Origin of the sequence: Sphingosinithalassobacter sp. LHW66-3, from assembly GCF_050703275.1 — a bacterium.
Taxonomy (GTDB): domain Bacteria; phylum Pseudomonadota; class Alphaproteobacteria; order Sphingomonadales; family Sphingomonadaceae; genus Sphingomonas.
Window position 1 is genome coordinate 1372634 of the sequence record NZ_CP193482.1, and the last position, 24701, is coordinate 1397334.

At 67.3% G+C, this 24701-nt stretch carries 25 protein-coding genes; 6 read left to right on the top strand and 19 right to left on the bottom strand.

What is annotated here, in order from left to right:
• Positions 1-20 precede the first annotated feature (20 nt).
• From ACQ450_RS06580 to ACQ450_RS06590, 3 genes are read right to left on the bottom strand one after another with little or no spacing between them, the layout of a single operon-like run.
• Entirely contained in the window at positions 21-416 is a 396-nt protein-coding gene (locus tag ACQ450_RS06580) for an acyl-CoA thioesterase (RefSeq protein WP_431470968.1), read from the bottom strand.
• Positions 409-615, bottom strand: coding sequence for a hypothetical protein (locus tag ACQ450_RS06585; protein WP_431470969.1), 207 nt, complete (start codon positions 613-615; stop codon positions 409-411). Before ACQ450_RS06585 ends, ACQ450_RS06580 begins: the two co-directional genes overlap by 8 nt.
• A 1-nt stretch (position 616) precedes the next feature.
• Entirely contained in the window at positions 617-1936 is a 1320-nt protein-coding gene (locus tag ACQ450_RS06590) for a pyruvate dehydrogenase complex dihydrolipoamide acetyltransferase (protein WP_431470970.1), read from the bottom strand.
• Positions 1937-2081: 145 nt separating this feature from the next.
• Here ACQ450_RS06590 and ACQ450_RS06595 point away from each other — a divergent pair, with 145 nt between their 5' ends.
• The gene (locus tag ACQ450_RS06595) at positions 2082-2537 is read left to right on the top strand and encodes a universal stress protein (protein ID WP_188055869.1); all 456 of its coding nucleotides are present in this window, start codon (positions 2082-2084) and stop codon (positions 2535-2537) included.
• Between the two features lie 23 nt (positions 2538-2560).
• On the opposite strand, the gene ACQ450_RS06600 is transcribed toward ACQ450_RS06595, so the two are convergent.
• From ACQ450_RS06600 to ACQ450_RS06625, 6 genes are all read right to left on the bottom strand, one after another.
• Positions 2561-3397, bottom strand: a complete 837-nt coding sequence (locus ACQ450_RS06600) for an RcnB family protein (RefSeq protein WP_431470971.1) — start codon at positions 3395-3397, stop codon at positions 2561-2563.
• A gap of 106 nt (positions 3398-3503) precedes the next feature.
• On the bottom strand, positions 3504-3986 hold the full coding sequence (locus ACQ450_RS06605; protein ID WP_431470972.1) for a GAF domain-containing protein: 483 nt from the start codon (positions 3984-3986) through the stop codon (positions 3504-3506).
• 62 nt (positions 3987-4048) lie between these two features.
• Positions 4049-4450, bottom strand: coding sequence for an alternative ribosome rescue aminoacyl-tRNA hydrolase ArfB (arfB, locus tag ACQ450_RS06610; protein ID WP_431470973.1), 402 nt, complete (start codon positions 4448-4450; stop codon positions 4049-4051).
• The gene (locus ACQ450_RS06615; RefSeq protein ID WP_431470974.1) at positions 4443-5093 is read right to left on the bottom strand and encodes an RluA family pseudouridine synthase; all 651 of its coding nucleotides are present in this window, start codon (positions 5091-5093) and stop codon (positions 4443-4445) included. The genes arfB and ACQ450_RS06615 overlap by 8 nt, the downstream gene beginning before the upstream one ends.
• Before the next feature lie 101 nt (positions 5094-5194).
• Positions 5195-5797, bottom strand: coding sequence for an NAD(P)H:quinone oxidoreductase (gene wrbA, locus ACQ450_RS06620; protein ID WP_431470975.1), 603 nt, complete (start codon positions 5795-5797; stop codon positions 5195-5197).
• 122 nt (positions 5798-5919) lie between these two features.
• On the bottom strand, positions 5920-6618 hold the full coding sequence (locus tag ACQ450_RS06625) for a pirin family protein (RefSeq protein ID WP_431470976.1): 699 nt from the start codon (positions 6616-6618) through the stop codon (positions 5920-5922).
• A 125-nt stretch (positions 6619-6743) separates the two neighbouring features.
• On the opposite strand from ACQ450_RS06625, the gene ACQ450_RS06630 reads away from it, so the two are divergent.
• Together ACQ450_RS06630 and ctrA are read left to right on the top strand one after the other, a co-directional pair.
• Positions 6744-7652, top strand: a complete 909-nt coding sequence (locus ACQ450_RS06630) for a LysR family transcriptional regulator (protein WP_431470977.1) — start codon at positions 6744-6746, stop codon at positions 7650-7652.
• Positions 7653-7790: 138 nt separating this feature from the next.
• Positions 7791-8498 (top strand): response regulator transcription factor CtrA, encoded by a 708-nt coding sequence (gene ctrA, locus ACQ450_RS06635; protein WP_188055877.1) that lies wholly within the window; start codon positions 7791-7793, stop codon positions 8496-8498.
• A gap of 64 nt (positions 8499-8562) precedes the next feature.
• Here the strand turns inward: ctrA and ACQ450_RS06640 are convergent, their stop codons facing one another.
• Entirely contained in the window at positions 8563-10263 is a 1701-nt protein-coding gene (locus tag ACQ450_RS06640; protein ID WP_431470978.1) for an amidohydrolase, read from the bottom strand.
• Positions 10264-10343: 80 nt separating this feature from the next.
• On the opposite strand from ACQ450_RS06640, the gene ACQ450_RS06645 reads away from it, so the two are divergent.
• The gene (locus ACQ450_RS06645) at positions 10344-11588 is read left to right on the top strand and encodes a threonine ammonia-lyase (protein WP_431470979.1); all 1245 of its coding nucleotides are present in this window, start codon (positions 10344-10346) and stop codon (positions 11586-11588) included.
• Positions 11589-11911: 323 nt separating this feature from the next.
• Positions 11912-12691 (top strand): arginyltransferase, encoded by a 780-nt coding sequence (locus ACQ450_RS06650; protein ID WP_188055880.1) that lies wholly within the window; start codon positions 11912-11914, stop codon positions 12689-12691.
• A gap of 129 nt (positions 12692-12820) precedes the next feature.
• Here the strand turns inward: ACQ450_RS06650 and ACQ450_RS06655 are convergent, their stop codons facing one another.
• From ACQ450_RS06655 to ACQ450_RS06675, 5 genes are all read right to left on the bottom strand, one after another.
• Entirely contained in the window at positions 12821-13630 is an 810-nt protein-coding gene (locus ACQ450_RS06655) for a transglutaminase family protein (RefSeq protein WP_431470980.1), read from the bottom strand.
• A complete protein-coding gene (locus ACQ450_RS06660) occupies positions 13630-14565 on the bottom strand; it encodes an alpha-E domain-containing protein (RefSeq protein WP_188056379.1) in 936 nt (311 codons plus the stop codon). Before ACQ450_RS06660 ends, ACQ450_RS06655 begins: the two co-directional genes overlap by 1 nt.
• Positions 14566-14584: 19 nt before the next feature.
• Positions 14585-16099, bottom strand: coding sequence for a circularly permuted type 2 ATP-grasp protein (locus tag ACQ450_RS06665; RefSeq protein WP_188055882.1), 1515 nt, complete (start codon positions 16097-16099; stop codon positions 14585-14587).
• 115 nt (positions 16100-16214) lie between these two features.
• Entirely contained in the window at positions 16215-16829 is a 615-nt protein-coding gene (locus ACQ450_RS06670; protein ID WP_431470981.1) for a redoxin domain-containing protein, read from the bottom strand.
• Between the two features lie 16 nt (positions 16830-16845).
• Positions 16846-18912, bottom strand: a complete 2067-nt coding sequence (locus ACQ450_RS06675; protein WP_431470982.1) for a protein-disulfide reductase DsbD family protein — start codon at positions 18910-18912, stop codon at positions 16846-16848.
• A 76-nt stretch (positions 18913-18988) separates the two neighbouring features.
• On the opposite strand from ACQ450_RS06675, the gene ACQ450_RS06680 reads away from it, so the two are divergent.
• Positions 18989-20608: an alkaline phosphatase family protein gene (locus ACQ450_RS06680; RefSeq protein ID WP_431470983.1), complete on the top strand. Its 1620-nt coding sequence runs from the start codon at positions 18989-18991 to the stop codon at positions 20606-20608.
• A 1-nt stretch (position 20609) separates the two neighbouring features.
• Here ACQ450_RS06680 and ACQ450_RS06685 read toward each other — a convergent pair whose 3' ends face one another.
• The 4 genes from ACQ450_RS06685 to ACQ450_RS06700 form a co-directional block, all read right to left on the bottom strand.
• Entirely contained in the window at positions 20610-21548 is a 939-nt protein-coding gene (locus ACQ450_RS06685) for a right-handed parallel beta-helix repeat-containing protein (RefSeq protein WP_188055886.1), read from the bottom strand.
• A gap of 92 nt (positions 21549-21640) precedes the next feature.
• The gene (gene mmsB / locus ACQ450_RS06690; RefSeq protein WP_431470984.1) at positions 21641-22522 is read right to left on the bottom strand and encodes a 3-hydroxyisobutyrate dehydrogenase; all 882 of its coding nucleotides are present in this window, start codon (positions 22520-22522) and stop codon (positions 21641-21643) included.
• 142 nt (positions 22523-22664) lie between these two features.
• Entirely contained in the window at positions 22665-23441 is a 777-nt protein-coding gene (locus tag ACQ450_RS06695) for an enoyl-CoA hydratase (RefSeq protein ID WP_188055888.1), read from the bottom strand.
• A 183-nt stretch (positions 23442-23624) separates the two neighbouring features.
• Positions 23625-24674 carry an enoyl-CoA hydratase/isomerase family protein gene (locus ACQ450_RS06700; protein ID WP_431470985.1) on the bottom strand — a complete coding sequence of 350 codons (1050 nt, stop codon included), beginning with the start codon at positions 24672-24674 and terminating at the stop codon, positions 23625-23627.
• Positions 24675-24701: the final 27 nt, after the last annotated feature.

Genomic DNA, 24701 nt, shown 5'->3' on the forward strand with positions numbered 1-24701 from the left:
GAGGGCGCGCGACTCGCCAGCTAAGCGTCTCCGCCAGTGTCGCGAAGCAGACGCGGCCGGCGATCCTCACCGATCGCCACGAAGGTGAAGCGCGCCTGAGTCACGCGCTCCATCGCCTCGCCATGACGATCGCGGCGCCACGCCTCGACGTCGATCTTCATCGACGTGCGGCCCTGCTCGGCGAGAACGGCGAAGACCGAGACTTCGTCGCCGACGATCACCGGGCGGAGGAACTGCATCGCATCGAGCGCAATGGTGACGGCGCGGCCCTGCGAGTGACGCGACGCGACCAGCCCTGCCGCCATGTCCATCTGGCTCATCAGCCAGCCGCCGAAGATGTCGCCATAGGGGTTGGCGTCGGCAGGCATGGCGACGACACGAATCGTAGGCGCGCTTTCCGGCGGGCGATCAGCCATGCGATTCGCGGTCCTGCAGCCAGGCGCGGCGGATCGGCCCGACGCCCATCGCCACGACCGCAGCCATCGCCGCCCCGGTCACGAGCCAGATGTCCTCGCGCGCCGGTGGGTAGGACCATGCCGAGAGCGTAGCGATCAGCGTCGCCGCCAGAAGTCCTACAACGATATGCAGCATTTCGATCAGCGTACGTGCGGGCATCTCAGGCGATCATTCCGATCGGCGCCTCGACCAGCTCCTTGAAGACCTTCATCAGCTCGGCGCCATCGGCGCCGTCGATCGCCCGGTGGTCGAAGCTTCCGGTGGCGGACATCACCGTGGCGATCGAAAGCGCGTCATCGATCACGAACGGCCGCTTTTCGCCTCCCCCGACTGCCAGGATCATCCCCTGCGGCGGATTGATGACCGCGTCGAACTGCTTGATGCCGTACATGCCCATGTTCGACAGGCTGGCGGTCCCGCCCTGATACTCCTGCGGCTGAAGCTTGTTCTCCTTCGCCCGGCCCGCGAGCTCCTTCATCTCGCCCGAAATCGCCGAAACGCTCTTGTTCGCAGCGTCGCGGATGATCGGCGTGATGAGACCCGAGGGCGTCGACACCGCCACCGAAACGTCGGCGCGCGTGTACTTAACCAGCGTGTCGCCGGCGAAAGTGACGTTGCACTTCGGCGTCTGGACCAAGGCGACGCCCAGCGCCTTGATGAGCAGATCGTTGACCGACAGCTTGATCCCGCGCGGCTCCAGTGCGGCGTTGAGTTCGGCGCGCAGCTTCAGAAGCGCGTCGAGCCGCACGTCGACGGTGAGATAGATATGCGGGATCGTCTGTTTCGCCTCGGTAAGCCGACGCGCGATCGTCTTGCGAATGTTGGAGAGCTTTTCCGTCTCGTGGGGAATCGACTCGTCGTACCAGACGGCGGCGGGCGCCTTGCCGGCTGCGGGCGCGGGCGCCTCGGCAGCAGGCGATTGTGCTGCGCGTTCGGGCGCGGCCTTGGTGGCAACGGCGCCGGGCTTCGCATCCTCGACATCCGCCTTGACGATCCGGCCGTTCGGGCCAGTGCCCGCGACGGCCGAAAGCTCGATGCCCTTCTCCGCCGCGATCCGCCGCGCCAGCGGGCTGGCCTTCACGCGACTCGAGTCGCCGAATCCATTCGCGGCCTGGGCGGGCGCCGGCGCCGGTGCCGGTGCGGGTGCGGGTGCGGGTGCGGGTGCGGCTTCCGTCGGCGCGGGAGCCGGAGCAGGCGCCGCCTTCGCGGCGGGCGCCTCCACCTCATCGGCGCTTTCGCCTTCCTCGGCGAGCAGCGCGATCACGGTGCCGACCTTCACATTGTCGGTGCCCTCGGCGACGAGAATCTTCGCGATCGTTCCCTCGTCGACCGCCTCGAACTCCATCGTCGCCTTGTCGGTCTCGATCTCGGCCATCAGGTCACCGGAGCCGACGGTGTCGCCTTCCTTCACCAGCCAGCGGGCGAGCGTGCCTTCCTCCATGGTGGGCGACAGCGCGGGCATCTTGATTTCGATCGGCATGAATGGCCCCATTCAGGTCCTAGGGAGGGTGTTTCTCTCTCGCCGTCACCCAAGCCCCGGTCAAGACCAAGGGTCAGGATCGGCGCGCCCGGACTTGCGCGAGGGCCCGACGCGCGGCACCAACGCAGCGGAAGGAAAACCAGCCATGCGCACCTATCTGGTGGTGATCGACGACAGCCCTGAATCCGAGCTGGCGCTGCGGTTCGCGGCGCGGCGCGCCGTGAAGACCGGCGGCGGCGTGGACATTCTGGCGCTGATCCCGAAGCCCGAATTCGTGCAGTGGAGCGGCGTGATGGCGACGATCGAGGAAGAAGCGCGCCAGCGGGCCGAGGCGCTGGTCGGTGCCGCGGCGGGAACGCTGTTTGCCGAATCGGGCCTGAAGCCCGCGATCACGGTGCGACAGGGCGACGGCCCGCGGATCGTGCGCGAGATGCTGGCAGCCAATCCCGATATCGCAGCACTGGTGCTGGGTGCCGCCGCGAGCGGCGCGCCCGGACCGCTGGTGACGCATTTCGCAGGCGTGGATGCGGGCGCGCTCAAGGTGCCGGTGATGATCATCCCCGGCTCGCTCGACAGCGACGCGATCGACCGGCTGAGCTGATCGGCGGCCGGCGCCGGCGCGCTTCAGCGGTAGCGCCGCACCCGCTTGCCGCCGCTGCGCACCACCGGCCGCGGACTGATCGCGCGCGTCGTGATTGTTTCCTCGACGATCTCTTCGGTCACGGTCCGCGTCGTCACGGCACCGCCCGACTGCACCACGACCGTCGTCACCGTCGGCACCACATAGAGGTAGCCGCCAGCATAGCCGCCGCACACGCTGGCGCAGCCTGGCGCCGCAACCGGTGGAGCGCCACAGCAGTGCGCCGCCGGCGGCGCAGGCACTGCCGGCGGCGCATACCCTCCCCCCGGGTATCCGTACCCGGCCGACTCGGCCGAATAATAATGATCGTTCGGGTCGACTGCCGGAATCCCGCCGTCGTACTCCGGCGCCGGGTAGCTCGCGCCGACGCTCGCATGCGAATAGCTCTCGGAGTGGGAATAGGCGCTCGCGCCACCATCCCAGTCGATGCCGAACACCCAGTCCGCCACCCTGCCGCGATCGTCGACCAGCACCGCGTCGTTGTAATAGCGAACCCAGAAATAGCCGTAGGGCGGCGCGGCCAACCCCCAGTTCAGATAATCGGGGACGCGGAAATCGGGATTTGCCCAATAGTCGGGCAACATCCAGCCCTGCGATGGCCGGCGATAGGCCTGCCAGCCGCCCGGCGCATGCGCGCCGGCATACCAGCGCCCGTCGACATGGCCGCCCCAGCGTTCGGGGTCGTGCCGCATGTGCGGCGCCTCGGCCTGCGGCGGCAGCATCACCCAGCGTCCGTCCTGCCAGACGCGCTGTGCCTCGGCGGGCTGGACGAAACCGAAGCTCACCGCCACTGCCGCTGCCATGAAGAGGGACTGCTTCACTCGAACACTCCTGGTCGTACGCCCCCGCCCCACCTCTTAATCAACTGGTAGCAAATGCGATCCGCCGCGGCCACGGAGGATGCCCTGCCGCCTGTCTCAATGCGGGTCAGCCGAGGCGCGGCGCCAGGATCGCCATCAGCGCCTCGCAGCCGGCGGCGTCGCCGGCGTCGAACCGATCGGGGATCGGACTGTCCAGATCAAGGACGCCCAGCAGCGTGCCCTGTTGCACGATCGGCACCACCAGTTCGGATCGGCTGTCGGCGTCGCAGGCGATGTGGCCGGGAAAGGCATGCACGTCGGCGACGATCTGAGTAGCCTCGGTCGCTGCCGCGGTGCCGCACACGCCCTTGCCGAAGGGAATTCGGATGCAGGCCGCCTTGCCCTGAAACGGCCCCAGCACCAGCTCGCCCTTCACGGCGCGGTAGAAGCCGGCCCAGTTGAGATCGGGCAGGAACTGCCACAGCAGCGCGGCCGCGTTCGCCATGTTGGCGATGCCGTCGGGCTCGTCCGCGGTGAGCGCGTCGAGCGCGGCGGAAAGCTCGCGGTACAGCGCGGTCTTGTCGGTGGTGGCGATGTCGAATGCGTACATGGCGCGCGCTCTATCGGAAACGCACCTCCTGCGCGAGAGCCCGAGCCAGTGGTTCTTCGCGTCTAATCAATGCGCACCTTGCCGCGTCCGGCCTTCACCGAGCTGCGCGCCTTCTTCGCGTCCACCCGCTTCGCCTTGGCCGTCCGGCTCGGCTTGGTCTTCACGCGCCTCGCCTGGCGTTCGTGCGCCTTTTCGACCAGTTCGCCCAGCCGCTCGCGCGCGTCCTGGCGGTTCGCCTCCTGCGTGCGGAAGCGCCGCGCGGTGATCACCAGCTCGCCGGACGCGTTCATTCGTGATCCGGCAAGCTCCTTCAGCTTCTGATAGGCGTAGGGAGCGAGCCCGAGGCGAAAGACGTCGACGCGCAGCTGCACCGCCGTGGCGACCTTGTTGACGTTCTGTCCGCCCGGGCCGGAGGCGGCGAGGAACTTCTCCTCGACGATCGCGGCTTCGGGAATCTCAGCCACGGCCGAAGCCGATGTTGTGGAATCGCACCGGCAGCGGTGCCTCTGCGCTCACTTCCGCCTTTCCCGGGCGCGGCATCGTCAATCCCGCCGCGTGGAGCATCACCGCCGGTCCGCCGCCGCCATAGACGGGGTCGCCGACGATCGGCATGCCGAGCCCTTCCGCCGCGTGCACGCGCAGCTGATGCGTCCGACCGGTTTCGGGATAGAAGGCGACCAGCGTTCGGGCGCCCTTGCGCTCGAGCACTTTCCAACGCGTCAGCGCCGGCTTTCCGTTGGCGGCGCCCGTCATCCGCCAGCCTTCCTCGGCGCTGGAGATCTTGACCAGCGGCAGGTCGATCGTGCCGCTGTCGTCTTTCGGATTTCCCTCCAGTACGGCGATATAGCGTTTGGTCACGGCCCCTGCCTCGAACGCCTGGCCGAAGCGCTTGTGCGCCTTGGGATTGCGCGCGAGCAGCAGGCAGCCGCTGGTGTCGCGATCGAGACGATGCACCGGCAGCGGCCGCCGCTGAAATCCGAACCGCAGCTCGTCGAGCAGGTCCTCGACGCTGCGGCTGCCGTCGCGCGGGCGATCGACGGGAAGCCCGTTGGGCTTGTCGATCACCAGTGCTTCGCCATCAATGAAGAGAACCGTGTCCTTGAGCATCGCCCGCCCCTAGCACCGCGCGCGGGCCAGCGGGAGAGCACGCGCTTCGTCGCCGGAACTGTTGCGGGGTGCCCATGCGGCACCCCGGCGACCAGCGCGGCTCAGCCGAACAGCTTCGCTGCGGTTTCCGCGACTCGTTTGCCCTGATAGCGCGCGCCCGCCAGCTCGACCTCGCTCGGCATGCGGCTGCCGTCGGCATCGGCGATCGTCGAGGCGCCATAGGGTGTGCCGCCCTTCACTTCCTCCACGCCGTTCAGCCCGGCGAAGCCATAATCAAAGCCCGAGACGAGCAGGCCGTGGTGGAGCAGGTTGGTGAGGATCGAGAACAGCGTGGTCTCCTGACCGCCGTGCTGGCTTGCGGTGGAGGTGAACGCGGCGCCCACCTTGCCGATCAGCGCGCCCTTGGCCCAGAGCGGCCCGGTCTGATCCCAGAATGCCGCCATCTGGCTGCTGATCCGGCCGAAGCGCGTGCCCGTGCCGACCACGATCGCATCATAGTCGGCGAGCGCCGAGACATCCTCGATTACCGGATGGGGACTGTCGGTCTTGAAGCCGGCGGCCTTCACGACTTCGGGGGGCGCCGTTTCGGAGACGCGGCGGATGTCGACTTCGGCGCCGCCCGCACGCGCGCCTTCGGCGATCGCCTCGGCCATCTTCTCGATGTGCCCGTAGGAAGAATAATAAAGGACGAGAACCTTGGCCATGCGTGATCTCCTTGGCTGATTGTTGAAACGATGGGCGGGCGCCGCCGCGGGGAGGAGTCGCGGCCGGCACCCGCCGCGCCTCCCGCCCCGGGGGGAAACGGCGGGAGGCGATCCGAAAAGCGCTATTGGGCGTCGACCAGCACGATCTCCGCGTCATCGAGCGCAGTGATCGAAACGGTCTGGCCGCCGTCGAGTGCCACACCGTCCCGCGCTTCGACGCGCACACCGTTGACTTCGATCACGCCGATCGCCGGCACCAGATAGGCGTGACGGCCTGCGCCGACGCCATGTTCTACGCGTTCGCCCGCTTTCAGCGTCGCGGCGAGCACGCGCGCATCGGCGCGGATCGGCAGCGCCTCGGCGTCCTCGACGAAGCCCGACGCGAGCGTCACCAGACGACCCGAGCGCTCGCCCTTGGGAAAGGGTCGCGCACCCCAGCTGGGATTGCCGCCGCTCGCACGCGGCTCGATCCAGATCTGAAAGATCCGTGTTGCTTCGGGCTCGAGATTATATTCGGCGTGGCGCACGCCCGATCCGGCGCTCATCACCTGAACGTCGCCCGCCTGAGTGCGCCCGGTGTTCCCCATCGAATCCTGATGGGTGATCGCGCCCTGACGGACATAGGTGACGATTTCCATGTCGCGATGGGGATGCGGTGGAAAGCCGCTGTTCGGTGCGATCTCGTCGTCATTCCACACGCGGATCGCGCCCCATCCCATCCGGCGCGGGTCGTGATACCCGGCGAAGGAAAAATGGTGGCGCGCATTCAGCCAACCGTGGTCGGCATGGCCGAGGCTTTCGAAGGGGCGTCTGTCGATCATGGTCGATCTCCGTTCCAGAGTAGCCCCGAGGTAGGCGCGGCCCCGCCCGTTCGAAATGGAAACGAAGGAAACGAATTGTTTCGCCACGCGGTGCGAGCTATTCTCCGGCAAACTCCGGAGCGACCATGCGCCTACCCGATTTCGAAGCCTGGGCGATTTTCGCCGCTGTCGTCGAACAGCGCTCGTTCAGCGGCGCCGCAGCGGAACTCGGCGTCTCCAAGGCGACCGTGCCGAAAGCCGTCAGCCGGCTCGAGAACCGGCTCGGAACCAGCCTGTTCCATCGCACGTCGCGCAAGCTAACGCTCACCGAAAGCGGCAAGACGCTTGCCGAGCGGGCGCAACGCATCGTCGCGGAGGGGATCGGGGCCGAGGAAGCGGCGCGTGACGCCGCGGAGGCGCCGGTGGGTCGTGTCCGAGTCGCCGCGCCGCTCACGTTCGGCATCCACCACGTCGCTCCCGCGATCGCCGAATTCCTCCTCCAGCATCCCGGCATCGAGATCGATCTGCGTCTCTCCGACGCGCGAATCGATATCGTCGCGGAGGGGATCGACATCGCGCTGCGCATCGCCGACCTGCCGGACAGTTCGCTGCGGGCACGGCGGCTGAGTGCAGTTCCCGGACACCTTGTGGCGGCGCCGTCCTATTTCGCGCGCGCAGGCACGCCGCGGCACCCGAGCGAACTCGCGGAACACGCCTGCCTGATCTACACGAACGTCACGAACCCCGACCTTTGGCGCTTTCGCCGGCCGGGAGGCGAGGAAGCCGTCGTGCGCGTGTCCGGCCCGCTGGCCGCGGACAATGGCGATGCATTGCTGCCCTCCCTGCGTGCGGGCCTTGGCATCGCGTTTCTGCCCGACTTCATCGTCGGCGGTGACCTGGAGGCGGAAACGCTGGTGGCGGTGCTCGACGAATGGGCCTTCTCTCCGGTCGCGCTACACTTGCTGACTCCCCCCGGAACACTGCGCCCCGCGCGGGTCGAGGCGTTGATCGAATTCCTCTCGAGTCGGTTCCGCGCGCTCTCCCCGCCTAGGTAGATTCCCCACGACTCGCGGAGTCAGGCCGGTTAGGAAGAAATTAACCTTTTGCCTTCAGAGGTGCTTAGGTTAATGAATCACTCAGGATGCGTTGGTCACAAGGGGCTGGCGCCAACACGGGCACAGGGATTCTCAACGATGCGCGTATTGCTGATCGAAGACGAGCCCACCACGGCCAAGGCCATCGAGCTGATGCTTTCGACCGAAGGGTTCAACGTCTACACGACGGACCTGGGCGAGGAGGGCTTGGACCTCGGCAAGCTCTATGACTATGATATCATCCTGCTCGATCTGAACCTGCCGGACATGCACGGCTATGACGTGCTCAAGAAGCTGCGCGTCGCGCGGGTGCAGACGCCGGTGCTGATCCTGTCGGGCATTTCCGAAATGGATTCGAAGGTGCGCTCGTTCGGCTTCGGTGCCGACGACTATGTCACCAAACCCTTCCATCGCGACGAGCTGGTGGCGCGCATTCACGCCGTCGTCCGTCGCTCGAAGGGGCACAGCCAGTCGGTGATCCGCACGGGCAAGCTCGCCGTGAACCTCGATGCGAAGACCGTCGAGGTCGACGGCGCGCGCGTGCACCTGACCGGCAAGGAATATGCGATGCTGGAGCTGCTCTCGCTCCGCAAGGGCACCACGCTGACCAAGGAGATGTTTCTCAACCATCTCTACGGCGGGATGGACGAGCCCGAACTCAAGATCATCGACGTGTTCATCTGCAAGCTGCGCAAGAAGCTCAGCATGGCGACCGACGGCGAGAACTATATCGAAACCGTCTGGGGCCGCGGCTATGTGCTGCGCGAGCCGGAAGAAGAACAGGCGGCCGAAACCAAGGTCGCGTAACCCGATACAGCGTGGGGCTACAGGGGCCGCCGTTCCGAAAGGAGCGGCGGCCCTCTGCGTTTGGCTATTCGGCGGCGTCGCGCTGATAGACTCGCTCGCCCGCGATCCAGGTCTCGAGCACCTCCGTCCCACGCAACTGCGTCGGCGAAGCCAGCAGCGGATCGCGGTCGACGATGATGAAATCCGCCCACAGGCCGGGGGCGAGCCGACCGAACCTGTCCTCCGCATAGCCCGCATAGGCCGCACCCGTGGTGAAACCGGCCCAGGCCTGCTCGCGCGTCACCGCCTCTTCCGGACGCCAGCCGCCGAATGGCTGCAGGTCGGCGTCCTGCCGCGTGAAGCCGACCGCCCAGCCCGCGAACGGATCCGGGCTCTCGACCGGATAGTCGGAGCCGAAGGCCAGCACTGCACCAGCTTCCAGCATCGACCGCCAGGCATAGGCGCCGGCGAGACGCGCTTCGCCCAGCCGAGCTTCGGCCATGTGCATGTCGCTGGTCTGGTGGACCGGCTGCATCGACGCGATGGTGCCGTGGCGGCCGAACTTCGCGAAGTCGGCCGGATCGACGATTTGCGCATGTTCGATCCGCCAGCGCCGATCGTCGCCGAACGTGTCCGACAGCTCCTCGACGGCGTCCACCGCCTGCTGATTGGCGGCATCGCCGATCGCATGCACGGCGATCTGAAACCGGTCCATCGCGCCGCGAGTCATCAGGTTCAGCAACTGATCGTCGGAGAGAAAGCGCAGACCACGCTCGCCCGGCGCATCGGCATAGTCGGCCTTCAGCCACGCCCCGCGCGAACCGAGCGCACCATCGGCATAGAGCTTGACGCCGCCCATCCTGAGCCGATCGCGATAGAGCCACTCGGTCGGCCCCTGGCCCGCCACGCGGAGTGCCGTGTCGATGCCCGCGGCATAGCTCATGATGCGCATCCGCAGCAGGCCGACATCGCCCATCCGGCGATAGAGCAGCCAATCGTCGACGCTGGTGCCCATGTCGGCAGTCGCAGTGATTCCATCGGCGATCAGCGCATCCTGGGCGGCGAGGAAGGCGGCGTTGCGCTCGCGCGGCGTGGGCTGGGGAAGCGCATCGTCGAACAGCGCCTGTGCGGCATCGACGAAAATGCCGCTCGGCGTTCCGTCGTCGTTCGTCTCGATCCGCCCGCCAGCGGGAGCTTCGGTTTCGGCAGTGATCCCCGCCAGCTCCATTGCCTTGCTGTTCGCCCAGGCAGCATGGCCGTCGACGCGCTCGAGATAGATCGCCTTGCCCGGAAACGCGGCGTCGAGATCGGCGGCAGTGGGAAACCGGCCGAGGCCCCAGCGCTCCTGATTCCAGCCGCGGCCGACGATCCAGGTCGCGGTGTTCTCATCGGTCCACTGGCGGATCAGCGCGATCGCTTCCTCCAGGGAGTCGGTTTCGGAGAGATCGAGCGTGCGCAGCTGAAAGCCGAGGCCCATGACATGGCCATGTCCGTCCACCATCCCGGGCAGCAACGTGCGCCCCTCCATGTCCGCACGCCAACGCAGTTCGCGCGGAGGCCGCTCGCCGCGCCGGAGCAATGCGACCACGCGCCCGTCCTCGCCGACGACCATGGCGCCGAACCGGACCACCCGGCCGTCCTCGTCCAGCGTCATGCCGTTGACGTTGTCCACCAGGCCCTGTGCGGCCGCATGCGGTGCTGTCACAGCCGTCAGAGCCAGCGCGAGCGCACCAACCAACCTACCGATCCCGTTGCGCACGCCAATTCTCCCTGGGCTGTCGCTCATCGCGGTGGGGCATAGGATAGGCAATGATGCGGCGCCACAGCCTTGTTCCCCCGCCGCGCCAGATCGGCTAGGCGCAAACGATGGCTACCCACCCCGCTTCGGCGCCCGCGACCCTTCCGGTTTCCCTCGACGACGTGCTGGCGGCGCGCGAGCGCATTGCGGAATCGATCGTCCATACGCCGACGCTGCTCAGCCGCACGCTTTCCGAGCTTACTGGCGCGACGGTCTATCTGAAGTTCGAGAACCTCCAGTTCACGGCCGCCTACAAGGAGCGCGGCGCGCTCAACACGCTGCTGCAGCTCGACGACGAAGCGCGGGCGAAGGGCGTGATCGCGGCATCGGCCGGAAACCATGCGCAGGGGCTTGCCTATCACGCGCACCGCCTCGGCATCCCGGCGACGATCGTGATGCCGAAGAACACGCCGATCGTGAAGGTCACGCAGACCGAGGGACATGGCGCGAACGTGATCCTCGAAGGCGAGACATTCGATGCGGCGCATGCGCATGCGCGCACGCTGGAGGCGGAAGAAGGCTATACGTTCGTCCATCCCTTCGACGATGCGCGGATCATCGCGGGCCAGGGGACGGTCGCGCTCGAGATGCTCGAACAGGTGCCGGAAATCGAGATGCTGGTGGTGCCGCTTGGGGGCGGCGGCCTCGTCTCCGGCATGGCGACCGTGGCCAAGGCACAGGATCGTCCCATCGAAGTGATCGGCGTCGAAGCCGAGCTCTACCCTTCGATGTACAATCGCCTGCATCATACCGACATGCCGTGCGCGGGCGATACGCTGGCCGAAGGCATCGCGGTCAAGGAGCCGGGCAAGCTCACCGGCAAGATCGTCGAGGCACTGGTCGACGACATTCTGCTCGTCGGCGAACGGAAGCTGGAAGAGGCGGTGAGCCTGTTGCTCCAGATCGAAAAGACGGTTGTCGAGGGGGCGGGTGCCGCCGGGTTGGCGGCGCTGCTCAGCGAACCCGAACGCTTCCGGGGCAAGGTGGTCGGAACCGTATTGTGCGGAGGCAACATCGATACGCGGCTGCTCGCCAACGTGCTGCTGCGCGACCTTGCCCGTTCCGGCCGGCTCGCGCGCCTGCGCATCCGGCTGCAGGACCGCCCGGGCGCACTCTATCACGTCGCGCGCATCTTTCACGAGCAGGGCGTGAACATCATTGAAGTGTATCACCAGCGCGTGTTCACATCGCTGCCGGCCAAGGGCCTGATCACCGACATCGAATGCGAGACGCGCGATCGCAATCACCTCGACCGGCTGATCACGGCGCTTCGGCGCGGCCAGTATGAAGTGAGCCTGGTCGAACTCGCCTGACGGCCCAGCGCTTATCCACAGCAATTGGACGAAGCGAATCGCACGCGCGATGAACCGAGTCGGCGAGCCGTTCCCCCGATTCACCCGGCGTGCGATAGTCTGTAGCAGGACGTCCGCTGGCGTGCGGAAGGCTTAACGCATCACCCGTTCGTGCTGGACCGGAACAACCGATGTCCGGCAGCCGAGCGCGAGTCGCTCGAAATTCCGTCCTTCGCCGCGCGTTAACTTTCTTTCATGGTAAAGCGCCTTTTCATCATCATTTTCGCGCTTCATAGTCTCTTCAACACGCTCCTTTCCGAGGCCGAGACCAAGAGGCGCAACCGGTGACCGCACTTTCCCGCTTCCCGCGATTCTTCGTAACGAGCCCCTCCCCGTGCCCCTATCTGCCGGGCAAACAGGAGCGGAAGATCTTCACCGAACTGAGCGGGCCGCACGCGTCGGAGCTGAACGACGCGCTCGGCCGGATCGGGTTTCGGCGCAGCCAGTCGGTCGCCTACCGGCCAAGCTGTGCCGGCTGCACCGCATGCGTCTCGGTTCGCGTGGTCGCGGACGAGTTCCGTCCCAACGCCACTCAGCGCAAGCTGCTGCGCCGCCATTCCGACCTCGAAGTCACCGCGTGCAAGCCCTGGGCAACCGAAGAGCAGTTCGCGCTGCTGCATCGCTATCTCTCCTCTCGCCACCCCGGCGGCGGAATGGCGAGCATGGACGAGAACGATTATGCCGACATGGTCGAACAGACGCCGGTCGGATCCCATGTGATCGAGTATCGCGAGCCCGGCGAGGACGGCCGCCGCGGACGGCTGGTGGGCGCCTGCATCACCGACCAGCAGGCAGACGGGCTCTCGATGATCTACAGCTTCTTCCTGGCGGAAGATGCGGATCGGCCGGGCCTGGGCAATTTCATCATCATGGATCACATCCTGCGCGCCCGCGCTGCGCGGCTTCCCTATGTCTATCTCGGCTATTGGGTGAAGGGCTCTGACCGGATGGCGTACAAGACCCGCTATCGCCCGATCGAGATGCTCGGCCCGAACGGCTGGTCGCGCTATTCGGAAGCGGAAGCTATGACACCGGCAATGGCACGGGCGCGCGAACTGGCCTGACGATCGGCGACCCAGGCGCCGCACCCCGGCCCGCCAAGTCGCCTCGTCATCACGCCTCGCGGTCCCGGCACGGTCTCGCCGAGCACTCCTGCCGTCCGCCTCTCTAAGCCGATCAGTCGGGCCCCGCGCTCACGCGTCGCCGCCCAGCCGCTCGACCTGGACGTCGACGTCAAGTCTCTCCTCGCCCGCGCCAACGCGATGGCCGGCGATGGGAGCAGCCTGGCTGGCATCGAGCGCGACTGCGGCGCGGACGTAGCGCTCATCCGCGCATGCGCCCGCCGAGGGATCGAAGGCGATCCACCCCTCACCCTCGACATGGGCTTCGGCCCAGGCGTGCGGTGCCGTCGCCGATCCTTCGGCATGGCGATATCCCGACACATATCGCGCCGGTATCTCGAGCACGCGCGCCGCGGCAGTGAACATCTGCGCCACGTCTCGCGCACTGACCTGTTTCGATTCAAAGGCTTCGGCGACGGTGATGCCCTGGTCGCGCAGCGGCTGAACCGCGCGGAAGCGCTTGTGCAAAACCGAGTTCAGCCGATTCAGCCGCTCCAGCGGCGCGCCGGTATCGCCCGCCGCGTCGCGGGCGAACGCCTTCAGCGGCGCGCTCGGCAGCGTGCGTTGCGTGGTGCGCAGAAAGAACATCGGAGGCAGCGGCTCGGCCGCTTCGCGCACGCGGCCGTCCGAAGCGAGCGTCAGCACCTCGCCGGTGACGGAAACTTCCAGCTCCTCGAGCGGCCCTTCGGCGTACAGCATGGTCGTTTCATTGCCATAGCCGTCCTCGGACTTGCGCAGCCGAGCGTCGCGGTCGACGTCGATGCGCCAGGCGACGACGGTCTGGTCCAGCGTGTCGCATGGCGTCAGCCGCAGCAGCTGGACGATCCGCGCCTGCGGCTCGGTGAAGCGGTAGCGCGTGCGATGTTCGATCGCGATCCGCATCAGATGAAGCGGAACTGCCGCGCAATGGCACTGTCGAGCATTGCATTCTCCCGGATGAAGGCTTCCAGATATTCGTGGAGGCCGCTCACAATCACGTCGGACGATGCCGTCTTCTGGATGCGTGCCATGCGCGCGCGCGCCATCCGGTCCGCTTCTCCCTGAAGCCCCGTCCGTTTGGCGAGATTGGAAAGCAACGTCACGGTTTCATCGACGCATGCGGCGAGCGATCGCGGCAATTCGAACCGGCTGATGAGCAAGTCGATGACGTTTCCGGAGGTCAGTCCCTCGCTGTAGATCCAGCGATAGGCAGTGACCGCCGACACCGTCTGCAGAATGGTCGTCCACTGGTCCCGGTCGACCGCTCCGCCCAGCCGCTCGCCCTCGGGCAGCAGGATGTGGTACTTCACGTCGAGCAGCCGAGCCGTATTGTCCGCCCGCTCGATCGCAGCACCGAGTTGAATCAGCCACGTCGCCTCGTTGCGCATCATCCGCTGCACCGCGCCTTCGAAACCCCGCGTCTCCGCCTTGACCGCTTCGACCAGCTGTAGCGCGGCCGTCGCGTCGCTCGGCATCGCACGATTCTGAAAAAGCCACCAAGCCCGGTTGATCGCCGTCCAGGCCTCCCGAGTTAGCGCAGTGCGCACCGCGCGCGCATTGTTGCGCGCCGCATCGAGCGAGCGGATGATCGAGCCGGGATGGTCGGTCTCGAGCGTGAGAAAGCGGACGACGTTCGCCTGGGTGGGCTCCTGCCCCGTCTCCTCGAACGCATCGTCGGTGTAGCTGACGGTGAGCGCGCTTCGCCATGCCGCCTCGCCGGCCGGCTGCGCCGACAAGGCATCGAGCCGCACCGTCGCCTCGACCAGCCGGGCCGTGAAGTCCGCCCGCTCGACATAGCGGCCGAGCCAGTAGAGCGCGGCCGCAGTGCGCGAGAGCATCAGCATGGCGCGTCGGTCGTCATGCGTGATTTCCCTGGCTCTGCCGCATGCCCGCCTCAGACTGAGACTGAGACTGAGACTGAGACTGAGACTGGGTCGGGCCATCGTTCATCAGGACGAAGCTGTCCTTCGTCCCGCCGCCCTGGCTGGAATTCACCACCAGCGATCCTTCGCGCAACGCCACTCGCGTCAACCCGCCCGGAACGACCTGCACTCCCGAGCTGCCGGTGAGCACGAACGGCCGGAAATCGACGTGCCGCGGCGCCACGCCGGCCTCGGTGACGGTGGGAACGGTGGAGAGCGCCAACGTCGGCTGGGCGATGTAGCGGTGCGGCTCGGCGATCAGGGCTGCGCGAAACTCCTCGATCTGCTGCTTCGTCGAGCTGGGACCGACGAGCATGCCGTAGCCACCCGAACCATCCACCAGCTTCACCACCAGCTCGGGCAGGTGATCGAGGACATATTTCAGCGCCTCCGGCTCGCGGCAGCGCCAGGTGTCGACATTCGGCAGCTTCGCCTCGCCGCCCGAATAGAAGCGCACGATCTCCGGCATGTAGCTGTAGATCGCCTTGTCGTCGGCGATGCCGTTGCCGGGCGCATTGATCAGCGCGACGTTGCCGGCGCGATAGGCGGAGATCAGCCCGGGCACGCCCAGCAGCGAATCAGGCTTGAACGCCAGCGGATCGAGGAAATCATCGTCGATGCGGCGGTAGATCACGTCGACCTGCACCCGGCCCGCGATCGTTTGCATCCAGACGACATCGTCGTCGACCACCAGATCGGCAGGCTCGACGAGCTCGATGCCCATCGAATCCGCAAGGAAGCTATGTTCGTAATAGGCCGAGTTGAAGTGCCCCGGCGTCAGCACGACGCAGACCGGCGTCGATCGCCCCGAACCGGGAGCGACCGACCGCATCGTCTCGAGCAGCATGTCAGGGTAGCTGTCGACCGCCGCGACCCGAAACGCGCGGAACAGCTCGGGACACAGCCGGATCATCGCTTCGCGATTCTCGAGCATGTAGGAGACTCCCGACGGCGTCCGGGCATTGTCCTCGAGCACGTAGAATTCGTCGGGCCCGACCCGCACCAGATCGATGCCGCAGATGTGGGCCCAGATGCCGTGCGGCGGACGGATGCCGTTCACTTCGGGGCGGAACTGATCGTTGAGGTAGATGAGCTCGGGCGGGATGATCCCTTCCTTCAGGATGCGACGCTCGCCGTAGATGTCCTCTAGGAACGCGTTGATTGCCTCGACTCGCTGAACCAGCCCGGCGCTCAGCCGGTCCCATTCGCTCGCGAGAAACACGCGCGGCACGACATCGAAGGGAATGATCCGCTCCGCCGCCTCGCTGTCGCCATAGACCGCAAAGGTTATGCCGAGCTGGCGGAAGGTCGCTTCTGCCGATTGCTGGCGGCGCTGAAGCTCGGAGGCGGAGGTGTCGGCGATCCATTGTGACAGCGCGGCAAACTCGCCCCGCGGTGCCTCCGGCCCGCCGTGCCCCCAGATCTCGTCGAACGTTCCGCCTGCTGCCATCCAAGCTCCCAAGCGCCGGAGTTGCTCGCAGGTTCCATGCTACGCGCTTTGCTGCGCTGCACAAGGGGCGAAGACACATGCATGTCTCCCGCCCCTCGTGCGGCGGCTTGCCGGATCAGGAAGCGTATTTCACCGAGCAGCCATAGGGGCGAGTCTCGGCAATGGAAACCGGACGGCCTTCCCGCATCTCCGACAGCGCCTCGACCACATGGTTCCGCGCACCTTCGATGTCGGCGACGTTGCTGGTCGGCTTGTCGTCGATCGCGCCGTTGTAGCGCACGCGCCCCTCGCCATCGATGATCACCATCTGCGGAGTCGTGCGCGCGTCATAGCCGCGGCCGATCACTCCGTTCGGATCGAGCAGATAGTGCGTCGGCGCCGCGTTCGCGCCTTCGACGAACGCCTGCGCCTGTTCGCCGTTCATATGGCCTTGAAGCCCCGGCGCGCCGGAGTTGATCGTCAGCCATACGGCGCCCTGCTGCGTCGCAGCACGTTGCGTGCGCTGCATGTTGCCGCTGTTATAGTGTTTCTGCACGAAGGGGCAGCCCGGGTTGTTCCATTCGAGCACAACCGTCTTGCCGCGAAAGTCGCGCAGCTCCACCACCTCGCCGTTCATGTCATAGGCGCGGAAGTTCGTGGCGGCGGCGCCGATCTCCGGCTCGGCGGCAGGCGCGGCGACAGTCGCGCCAACGGCAACGGCGGCGGCCGCCGCCCAACTCCACTTGGTCATACGCTCTCTCCCAGGCTCAAGATGCCGCATCGCGGGCGGCGAGATCGCGCAGCATCGCCTGCGTGAGCAGCTGCGGCAGCACATGCGCCTCGTCCACGCCGGGAGCATACCACAGATAGAGCGGGACGCCCGCACGATTGTGCCGCTCGATGAACCGGCCGAGCGCAGGATCGCCGTCGGTCCAGTCGCCGACCAGCACCGCGACGTCCGCAGCGGCAAGAGCGTCGCGCACTCCCTGCGTTTCGATCACCGTCTTCTCGTTCACCTTGCAGGTGAGGCACCAGTCGGCAGTGAAATAAGCGAAGACTGGTCTGCCTTCACGTTGCAGCTCCTCCAGCCGCTCCTCGCTGAACGGCTCGGCACCGGAGGCAAGAGCTTGCTCGGCTTCGACAGGCGCGGGACGCACCACGGCGACTGCTGCGAGCGAGAGCAGCAGCAGGGGCAACGCCGGCGCCCATTGCCGCCGTGCCCCGCGTTGCTGGCGACGCCCGACCCACCAGAGCGCCAGCGCCGCGAGCAGCGCCGCCGAAAGCCCCAGCGTCATTCCATCGACTCCCGCCTGCCGGCCCAGCACCCAGGCGAGCGCGAGTGCAGTGAGGAACATCGGAATCGAGAGGATCCGGCGCAGCGTCCCCATCCAGGGCCCAGGCTTCGGCAGCCTCCGCCGCAGCGCCGGAACGAAGCCCAGGAGCAGGAACGGCAGCGCAATGCCCAGCCCCAGCCCGCCGAACACTGCCAGCGCCGCCGCCCAGGGCAGCACCAGCGCCGCTCCCAACGCCGCACCCATGAACGGGCCGGTGCACGGCGTCGCGACGAACGCCGCCAGCGCGCCGGTGGCGAAGGAACTGCCGGTGCCGTGCGCCGCTGCGCGATTGACGAAGCCGGGTGCCGCCACTTCGAACAGCCCCGCGAGGTTGAGCGCGATCGCTACCACGAGCAGCAGCAGCAACAGGATCACGCGCGGGTCCATCAGCTGGAATCCCCAGCCCGCGCTGGCGCCTGCCGCACGCAGGCCGAGCAGCACACCGCCCAGCACGAGGCAGACCAGAATGACGCCCGCGGCATAGGCCAGCGCCTCGCGGCGCGGATTGCCCTCGCCTGCGTTCGCCTTGGCGAGGCTCAGCGCCTTGAGGCTGAGGATCGGGAAGACACAGGGCATGATGTTGAGGATCAGTCCGCCGAGCACCGCGCCCAGAAAGGCAAGCAGCGCCGTCTGCCACGCAAATGGCCGCTCGCCCCCCGCCGCCGCACCGGCCGGCGCCGGCGCGACGTTGCCGGGCACCGCGGTCAGCACGAACCCGCGATGCTCGTCGATCGCCAGCACGCCTTCGATTGCGCCGGGAGCACCGCGCGCGCCGGTCTCGATCACCAGCCGGTCGCCGTCGCGTGCCACCATCTGCGGAGCGGAATAGTCGATCGCGCCATCGGTGATCGGGAAGAAATAGGGATCCTCGGCTTCGGCATCGGCCGGATACGGGATTTCGAGCCGGAAGGCGTCGCCGTTCACCTGATAGCTGCCCTGCGCGCCCAGCGGCCGCGGCAGCGCCGCCCGCCATTCGTCGAAGCGCGCGCGCCGATCGCCGGGCACGGCCCCGTTGCCCACGGTCAGCTCGGTCGCGAGCTCGGCGCTTTCGGGCACGCAGATCTCGAGCGTGCAGACCAGATAGTCGAGCTTCACTGCCACCGGCAGTCGCATGCCTGGCGCAGCGTCTTCGGGCACGCGCAGCGTCGCGAGTAACGCATAGGGCCCTTCATAGACATAGTTCATGATGCCCGCGATCATCAGTCGCTCGGGCACGGGGAAGCGCAGATCGCCCGCGGTGACGCCGTCGGGCAAGGTCCAGCTCGCCGCAGTGGGGATGCCGGCGTCACCCGGATTCTGCCAATAGCCGTGCCAGCCCTCTTCGGGCACGGACGCAAAGGCGAGCGTCACTTCCTGCCCCGGCGCGGGTCGCACCGTCTCCGGGATCAGCTCCATGCGGATGTGCGGCCCCGCGCCCGGCGTCTGGGCGGCGACAGGCAGCCCAGTCAGCGCCAGCACCGCGAGGAGCAGCGTCATCAATCCGAAACGCAACCCGATCATCACGCGTCCTTGCCGTGGGAGTGCCGATGAACCATTAGCAGCGGTGCCCGCAAATGACAGGCCAGAGGCAATTTTCATGAACCCTGTTCGCATCCTCGCCGCCGCGTCCGCGCTGCTCGTCGCCGGTCCGATCGCCGCTCAGGAGGCGCCTTCGGGTCCGCCGGACCTGATCGTCGCGATCTCGGTCGATCAGCTTTCCGCCGACCTGTTCGCCGAATATCGCGAGCAGTTCGAAGGCGGTTTCGCCCGGCTGTCGGACGGCGTCGTCTTCCCCTCCGGCTATCAGAGCCATTCGGCTACCGAAACCTGCCCCGGCCATTCGACGATCCTCACCGGATCGCGCCCGGCGCGCACCGGCATCATCGCCAACGACTGGATCGATCTGGAGACCCAGCGCGAGGACAAGACGGTCTATTGCGCCGAGGACGAGAGCGTGCCGGGCAGCACCTCGTCGCGCTACACCGTGTCGCCGGTGCATCTGCGCGTGCCAACGCTGGGCGCATGGATGAAGGCGGCCAACCCGCAATCGCGGGTCGTCGTTGTCGGCGGCAAGGATCGTGCGGTGGCGATGCTGGGCGGCGACGCCACCGATCAGGCGTGGTGGTGGAACGGCTCGGAGTTCGTGACCTATGCTGGCCGCACTGCGCCCGAGACGGTGACGCGGCTGAACACATCGGTCGCCGCACGGCTGGCGGAGGCGCAGCCGGCGCTGCCGCTGCCCGACTATTGCCGCCGCTACGACCGCGCCGTGCCGATCGGCAACGACCGCACCGTCGGAACCGGCCGCTTCGCCCGCGCAGCCGGCGATGCCCGCGCCTTTCGCGCCTCGCCCGAATTCGACGAAGCCGTGCTGGCGCTCGCCGCCGGGCTGGCCGCCGAACGCGCGCTGGGCAAGGGCGAGGCGCCCGACCTGCTCGCGATCGGCGCTTCGGCGACGGATTATGTCGGCCACAGCTATGGCACGCACGGCACCGAGATGTGCCTCCAGCTGCTGGCGCTCGACCAGACGCTGGAAAAGCTCTTCACGGTCCTCGACGCGCAGAACATCGACTATGCCGTCGTGCTGACCGCCGATCACGGCGGCCACGATCTGCCCGAGCGCAATACGACTCACGCCATGCCGATGGCCGAGCGGGTCCGCGGCCTTTCGGTACCGACGATCGGAAGCGCGATCGCGGGCGAGTTGGGGCTTTCGGGCCAGCTGCTGTGGGGCGGCGCCGGCGACGTCTGGATCGACCCTGCCCTGAGCGAGAGCGACCGCATCCGGGTGCGCGACGCCGCGGTTGCCCGGATCGCCGCGCATCCGCAGGTCGAGGCGGTGCTGACTCGCGAGCAACTGCTGGCCGGCCCGGCTCCCGACGGGCCGCCCGAGACCTGGAGTCTGGTCGAGCGAGCGCGCGCCTCCTACGATCCAGAGCGTTCGGGCGACCTGATCGTCGCGCTGAAGCCGCGCGTCACGCCGATCCCGAACCCTGGCCCCGGTTATGTCGCCACCCACGGCAGCTTCTGGGACTATGACCGCCGCGTGCCGATCCTGTTCTGGCGGCGCGGCATGACGGGGTTCGAACAGCCGCTTTCGGTCGAGACGGTCGACATCGCGCCGACGCTCGCCGCGCTGCTGGGGATCGACGTGCCGGTAGAAATCGACGGCCGCTGCCTCGATCTCGACGGCAGCGACGCAAGCAGCTGCCGCTAGCTCAGCGCCGTTCGAACTGGCGGATGCCGGGGCCGAGCTGGTTCCCGGCGATCCGCACCGCATCGGGGCTGGAGCTCGCAACGAACGCCGGACCGTTGCGCACGCCCGGCGCCAGCGTGGCGACATTGTCGACCACCGCCAGCCCCTGCGAGCCATAGGTCCGCGCTTCGGCCGCGACCATGATGAGCGCCGACCAGTTTTCCTTGTTCGGCCCCTGGACGAAGGTGTTGCGGGCGATCTCGCCTGTGCCGCCTTCGGAAAGGTCGATCATATAGTTGGTGTCGCGCCCCTCGCTGTCGTCGAAGCTCGAATCGGTGATCTGGACCTGCGGCGCGCGCAGCTTGACGTAGTGGCCGCCGGTGCCGCGCTCGAACCGCGAGCGGGTGATGGTGATGCGGCCATCCATGCCCAGATAGACCGAATGGCTGCAATCGACCGTCTCGTGGCACTGGCCGAGCCCGGCGAAGGTCGAGCGATCGATGGTGATGTTCCGCACCGTATCGTGGTGCCCGCCCAAAATGCCCTGCTGGCTGTCGAGGAACATCGAATTGCTGACCGTCAGGTCGCCCATTTCGATGCGGATGCCAGCGCCGTTGCCGTCGGGCACGCGGATGTTTCGAAAGACGAGCCCGTCGACCACCGAGCCGCGGCCGCGCAGCACCAGCGTCGCCTTGCCTTCGCAGGCGCCGCCGTCGAAGATCGCCGTGCCCGGCTCGACAGCGCGAAAGACGATCCGGCCCGCGCCCTGAACGGTGCAGTCGCGATAGGTGCCGGGCGCGACGAGGATCGTCGCCTGCCGGTCGCCGACCGCCGCCACCGCGTCGTCGAGCCTGCCGAACCCCTGCCCCGTCTCCTCGATCACGAACGGCGCCGGGCCGCTGTGCTGGGCGACGGCGGGAGCGGTAAGCGCGATGGCGACGAACGGCAGGATGCGGCGCATGAGGGCTCCTTCGGGAAGCCTGTTGCGCCCTTCAGCATCGGCTGAAAAGGCAAATAGAGGGTTAACCCCGCCGCCCGGAATCTCGGCCGCCCCTATTTCGCGCCGAGCGCCTTGATGATCCCGGAAAAGTCGAGTCCGCCGCTGCCTGCGTCCGAAAAGCGCTGGTAGAGCTCGGCCGCGCGCGCGCCCATCGGGGCCTGCGCATCGACGCTCGACGCGGCTTCCATCGCCAGCCGCAGATCCTTGAGCATCAGCGCCGCCGCAAAGCCGCCCGCATAGTCGCGATCGGCGGGGCTTTCGGGCCCGACGCCGGGGACGGGGCAATAGCTGGTCATCGACCAGCTCTGCCCCGAGGAGACGCTGGCGATGTCGTAGAAGGTCTGCGGATCGAGCCCGAGCTTCTCGGCCAGCACGAACGCCTCGCAAGTGGCGATCATCGTCGCACCGAGCAGCATGTTGTTGCAGATCTTGGCCGCCTGGCCCGCGCCGTTGCCGCCGGCGTGGATCACCGTCTTGCCCATGTCCTCGAGAAAGCCCTGCGCCCGCTCGAACCCGCTGCGGCTGCCGCCGACCATGAAGGTGAGCGTCCCCGCCGCCGCCGCGGCGATTCCGCCCGAGACCGGCGCGTCGACCGCGGTCAGCCCCTTCGCCGATGCGGCGTCGGCGACGCGCCGCGCGGTTTCGACGTCGATCGTCGAGCAATCGATCAGAACCGCGGTGCGCTCTGCATTGCCGAACACGCTGTCGGCATAGACCTGTTCGACGTGCCGGCCGGCGGGCAGCATGGTGACGATCGCCTCGGCGCCCTTCACTGCGTCGGCGGCGCTGTCGCAGACGAGGCAGCCGGCCTTCTTCGCCTTCGCCAGCGCCTCTTCGGACAGATCGAAGGCATGGACGTCATGCCCCGCCTTGGCGAGGTTCGCGGCCATCCCGCCGCCCATATTCCCCAGTCCGATAAATGCTACGCGTGCCATATCGCTTCAATCCCAATCCGTTCGTGTCGAGCGCAGTCGAGACACCGTGCGCCCTACCGTGCCGCACGTCCCTCAACTTCGCTCGGGACGAACGGAGTCGCGAGGGCATGGCGCGTCCGGCCACACTCCCCCGCGACCGGCATCATCTGCCCGTCCACTTGCCTTCGCGCTTCTCGACGAACGCGCTCATCCCCTCGCTCTGGTCCGCCGTGCCGAACAGCGCGTGGAACAGGCGGCGTTCGAATGCGACGCCCTGCGCCAGCGTCGTCTCATACGCCGCGTTGACCATTTCCTTGTTCGCCTTGACCGCGAGCGGCGCCATGCCCGCGATCAGTTCGGCGGTCTTGAGCGCATCGTCGAGCAGCTCGTCGGCGGGCAGGATACGGCTGACGAGCCCGGCACGCTCGGCCTCGTGCGCATCCATCATCCGGCCGGTGAGGCACATCTCCATCGCCTTGGCCTTCCCGACCGCACGCGTGAGCCGCTGCGATCCGCCCATGCCCGGCGAGACCGCGAGCTTGATCTCGGGCTGACCGAACTTGGCCGTTTCGGCCGCGAGGATGAAGTCGCACATCATCGCCAGCTCGCACCCGCCGCCCAGCGCATAGCCGGCGACCGCAGCGATGATCGGCTTGCGCGTGCGCGTGAACGCATCCCAGCCCGCGAAGAAATCATGGCCGTACATGTCGGCGAAGCCCTGCGCCTGCATCTCCTTGATGTCGGCGCCGGCGGCGAATGCCTTTTCGCTGCCGGTGAGGACGGCGCAGCCCTGCGAGTCATCGGCATCGAAGGCGCGCATCGCCGCGAGCAGCTCGTCGAGCACCTGGCTGTTGAGCGCGTTGAGCGCCTTGGGGCGATTGAGCGTGACCAGCGTGACGGCGCCGCGCTGCTCCACGGTGATCGTTTCAGTGTCGGCCATCGAAAAAAAGCCCCTCCATCCGTCAGTTACAGGTTCCACGCACGGTTGCCGCGCTGCGGAAAGTCACACTAAGGTCGCACCTCCGCGCGCGTGCGCCCGCGCTCATGTGCGCGCACGCCTGCGCGCGTGAAGGCGATTCTATGCCGTCGCTTGGCATAGTTCGGCCGTGCAGGACAGCGGGCATCAGCCCGGCGTCCATGCCTCGCCATCGGGCAGCGGCGCGAAGATCGTGTCGATGCGGTGCGCAGTGACGCCTTCGGGAGTGTCGGGATTCCACCGGGGGGCATTGTCCTTATCGACGATCACCGCACGCACGCCTTCGAGGAAATCGTGGCGCTGGACCACGCGGCTGGCGACGGCGAACTCCTGACGCATCTCGTCCTCGAAGGTGGGCATGGTGCTGCCATCGAGCAGCAGCTTCAGGCTGACCTTCATCGCCTGTGGCGATTTGGTGCGCAGCGTTTCGAGCTGCTGGCGCACCCATTCGTCGCCCTCGGCTTCGGCCTCAAGCGCGGCGAACACCTCCTCAAGCCGGTCGGACGCGAACAGCCGGTCGATCGCATTGCCATGCGCGACGATGCGGGCATCGGGCGCGGGGCTGGCGCAATCGTCGAGAATCGCCTCGATATCGCCGGGCGATTCGGCGACGCGCGCCTTGGCTTCCTCGAGCCGGTCGGCGTGGAGATAGTGAGTCGCCAGCCCGAGCGCGAGACATTCGGCGCCCTCGAGCCGATGGCCGGTGAGCGCGATATACTGACCCATCCGGCCCGGCAGCCGCGAGAGATACCAGCCGCCGCCCACGTCCGGGAACAGGCCGATGCCGGTTTCGGGCATCGCGAACTTCGTATTCTCGGTCGCGACACGATATCTCGCGGGCAGCGAAATGCCGACGCCGCCGCCCATGGTGATCCCGTCCATGAAGCTGACCACCGGCTTGGCATAGTTGAACAGCCGGTGGTTCATCCGATATTCCTCGCGGAAGAACTCCCGCGCCTCGGCGCCGTCGCTCGCGCCGGATTCGGCGAGCATGCGAATGTCGCCGCCCGCACAGAAACCGCGGCCTTCGGCATGATCGATCAGCACCGCCTCGATCGCGGTATCGCCGCGCCATTCGTCGAGCGCGGCCGAAATCGCGCGGCACATGCCGGTGTTCAGCGCGTGGATCGCCTTGGGGCGATCGAGGCGGATGCGGCCCGCGCGGCCAGTGGTCTGGATGAGAATGTCTTCGGTCAAATCCTGCTCCCCGCCGTTCGTGTCGAG

Excerpts from the sequence above, each read along its gene's own strand:
- ACQ450_RS06580 (WP_431470968.1), bottom strand. The coding sequence starts at position 416 with ATGGCTGATCGCCCGCCGGAAAGCGCGCCTACGATTCGTGTCGTCGCC.
- ACQ450_RS06585 (WP_431470969.1), bottom strand. The coding sequence starts at position 615 with ATGCCCGCACGTACGCTGATCGAAATGCTGCATATCGTTGTAGGACTT.
- ACQ450_RS06590 (WP_431470970.1), bottom strand. The coding sequence starts at position 1,936 with ATGCCGATCGAAATCAAGATGCCCGCGCTGTCGCCCACCATGGAGGAA.
- ACQ450_RS06595 (WP_188055869.1), top strand. The coding sequence starts at position 2,082 with ATGCGCACCTATCTGGTGGTGATCGACGACAGCCCTGAATCCGAGCTG.
- ACQ450_RS06605 (WP_431470972.1), bottom strand. The coding sequence starts at position 3,986 with ATGTACGCATTCGACATCGCCACCACCGACAAGACCGCGCTGTACCGC.
- ACQ450_RS06615 (WP_431470974.1), bottom strand. The coding sequence starts at position 5,093 with ATGCTCAAGGACACGGTTCTCTTCATTGATGGCGAAGCACTGGTGATC.
- wrbA (WP_431470975.1), bottom strand. The coding sequence starts at position 5,797 with ATGGCCAAGGTTCTCGTCCTTTATTATTCTTCCTACGGGCACATCGAG.
- ACQ450_RS06625 (WP_431470976.1), bottom strand. The coding sequence starts at position 6,618 with ATGATCGACAGACGCCCCTTCGAAAGCCTCGGCCATGCCGACCACGGT.
- ACQ450_RS06630 (WP_431470977.1), top strand. The coding sequence starts at position 6,744 with ATGCGCCTACCCGATTTCGAAGCCTGGGCGATTTTCGCCGCTGTCGTC.
- ctrA (WP_188055877.1), top strand. The coding sequence starts at position 7,791 with ATGCGCGTATTGCTGATCGAAGACGAGCCCACCACGGCCAAGGCCATC.
- ACQ450_RS06640 (WP_431470978.1), bottom strand. The coding sequence starts at position 10,263 with ATGAGCGACAGCCCAGGGAGAATTGGCGTGCGCAACGGGATCGGTAGG.
- ACQ450_RS06645 (WP_431470979.1), top strand. The coding sequence starts at position 10,344 with ATGGCTACCCACCCCGCTTCGGCGCCCGCGACCCTTCCGGTTTCCCTC.
- ACQ450_RS06655 (WP_431470980.1), bottom strand. The coding sequence starts at position 13,630 with ATGCGGATCGCGATCGAACATCGCACGCGCTACCGCTTCACCGAGCCG.
- ACQ450_RS06660 (WP_188056379.1), bottom strand. The coding sequence starts at position 14,565 with ATGCTCTCGCGCACTGCGGCCGCGCTCTACTGGCTCGGCCGCTATGTC.
- ACQ450_RS06665 (WP_188055882.1), bottom strand. The coding sequence starts at position 16,099 with ATGGCAGCAGGCGGAACGTTCGACGAGATCTGGGGGCACGGCGGGCCG.
- ACQ450_RS06670 (WP_431470981.1), bottom strand. The coding sequence starts at position 16,829 with ATGACCAAGTGGAGTTGGGCGGCGGCCGCCGCCGTTGCCGTTGGCGCG.
- ACQ450_RS06675 (WP_431470982.1), bottom strand. The coding sequence starts at position 18,912 with ATGATCGGGTTGCGTTTCGGATTGATGACGCTGCTCCTCGCGGTGCTG.
- ACQ450_RS06680 (WP_431470983.1), top strand. The coding sequence starts at position 18,989 with ATGAACCCTGTTCGCATCCTCGCCGCCGCGTCCGCGCTGCTCGTCGCC.
- ACQ450_RS06685 (WP_188055886.1), bottom strand. The coding sequence starts at position 21,548 with ATGCGCCGCATCCTGCCGTTCGTCGCCATCGCGCTTACCGCTCCCGCC.
- mmsB (WP_431470984.1), bottom strand. The coding sequence starts at position 22,522 with ATGGCACGCGTAGCATTTATCGGACTGGGGAATATGGGCGGCGGGATG.
- ACQ450_RS06695 (WP_188055888.1), bottom strand. The coding sequence starts at position 23,441 with ATGGCCGACACTGAAACGATCACCGTGGAGCAGCGCGGCGCCGTCACG.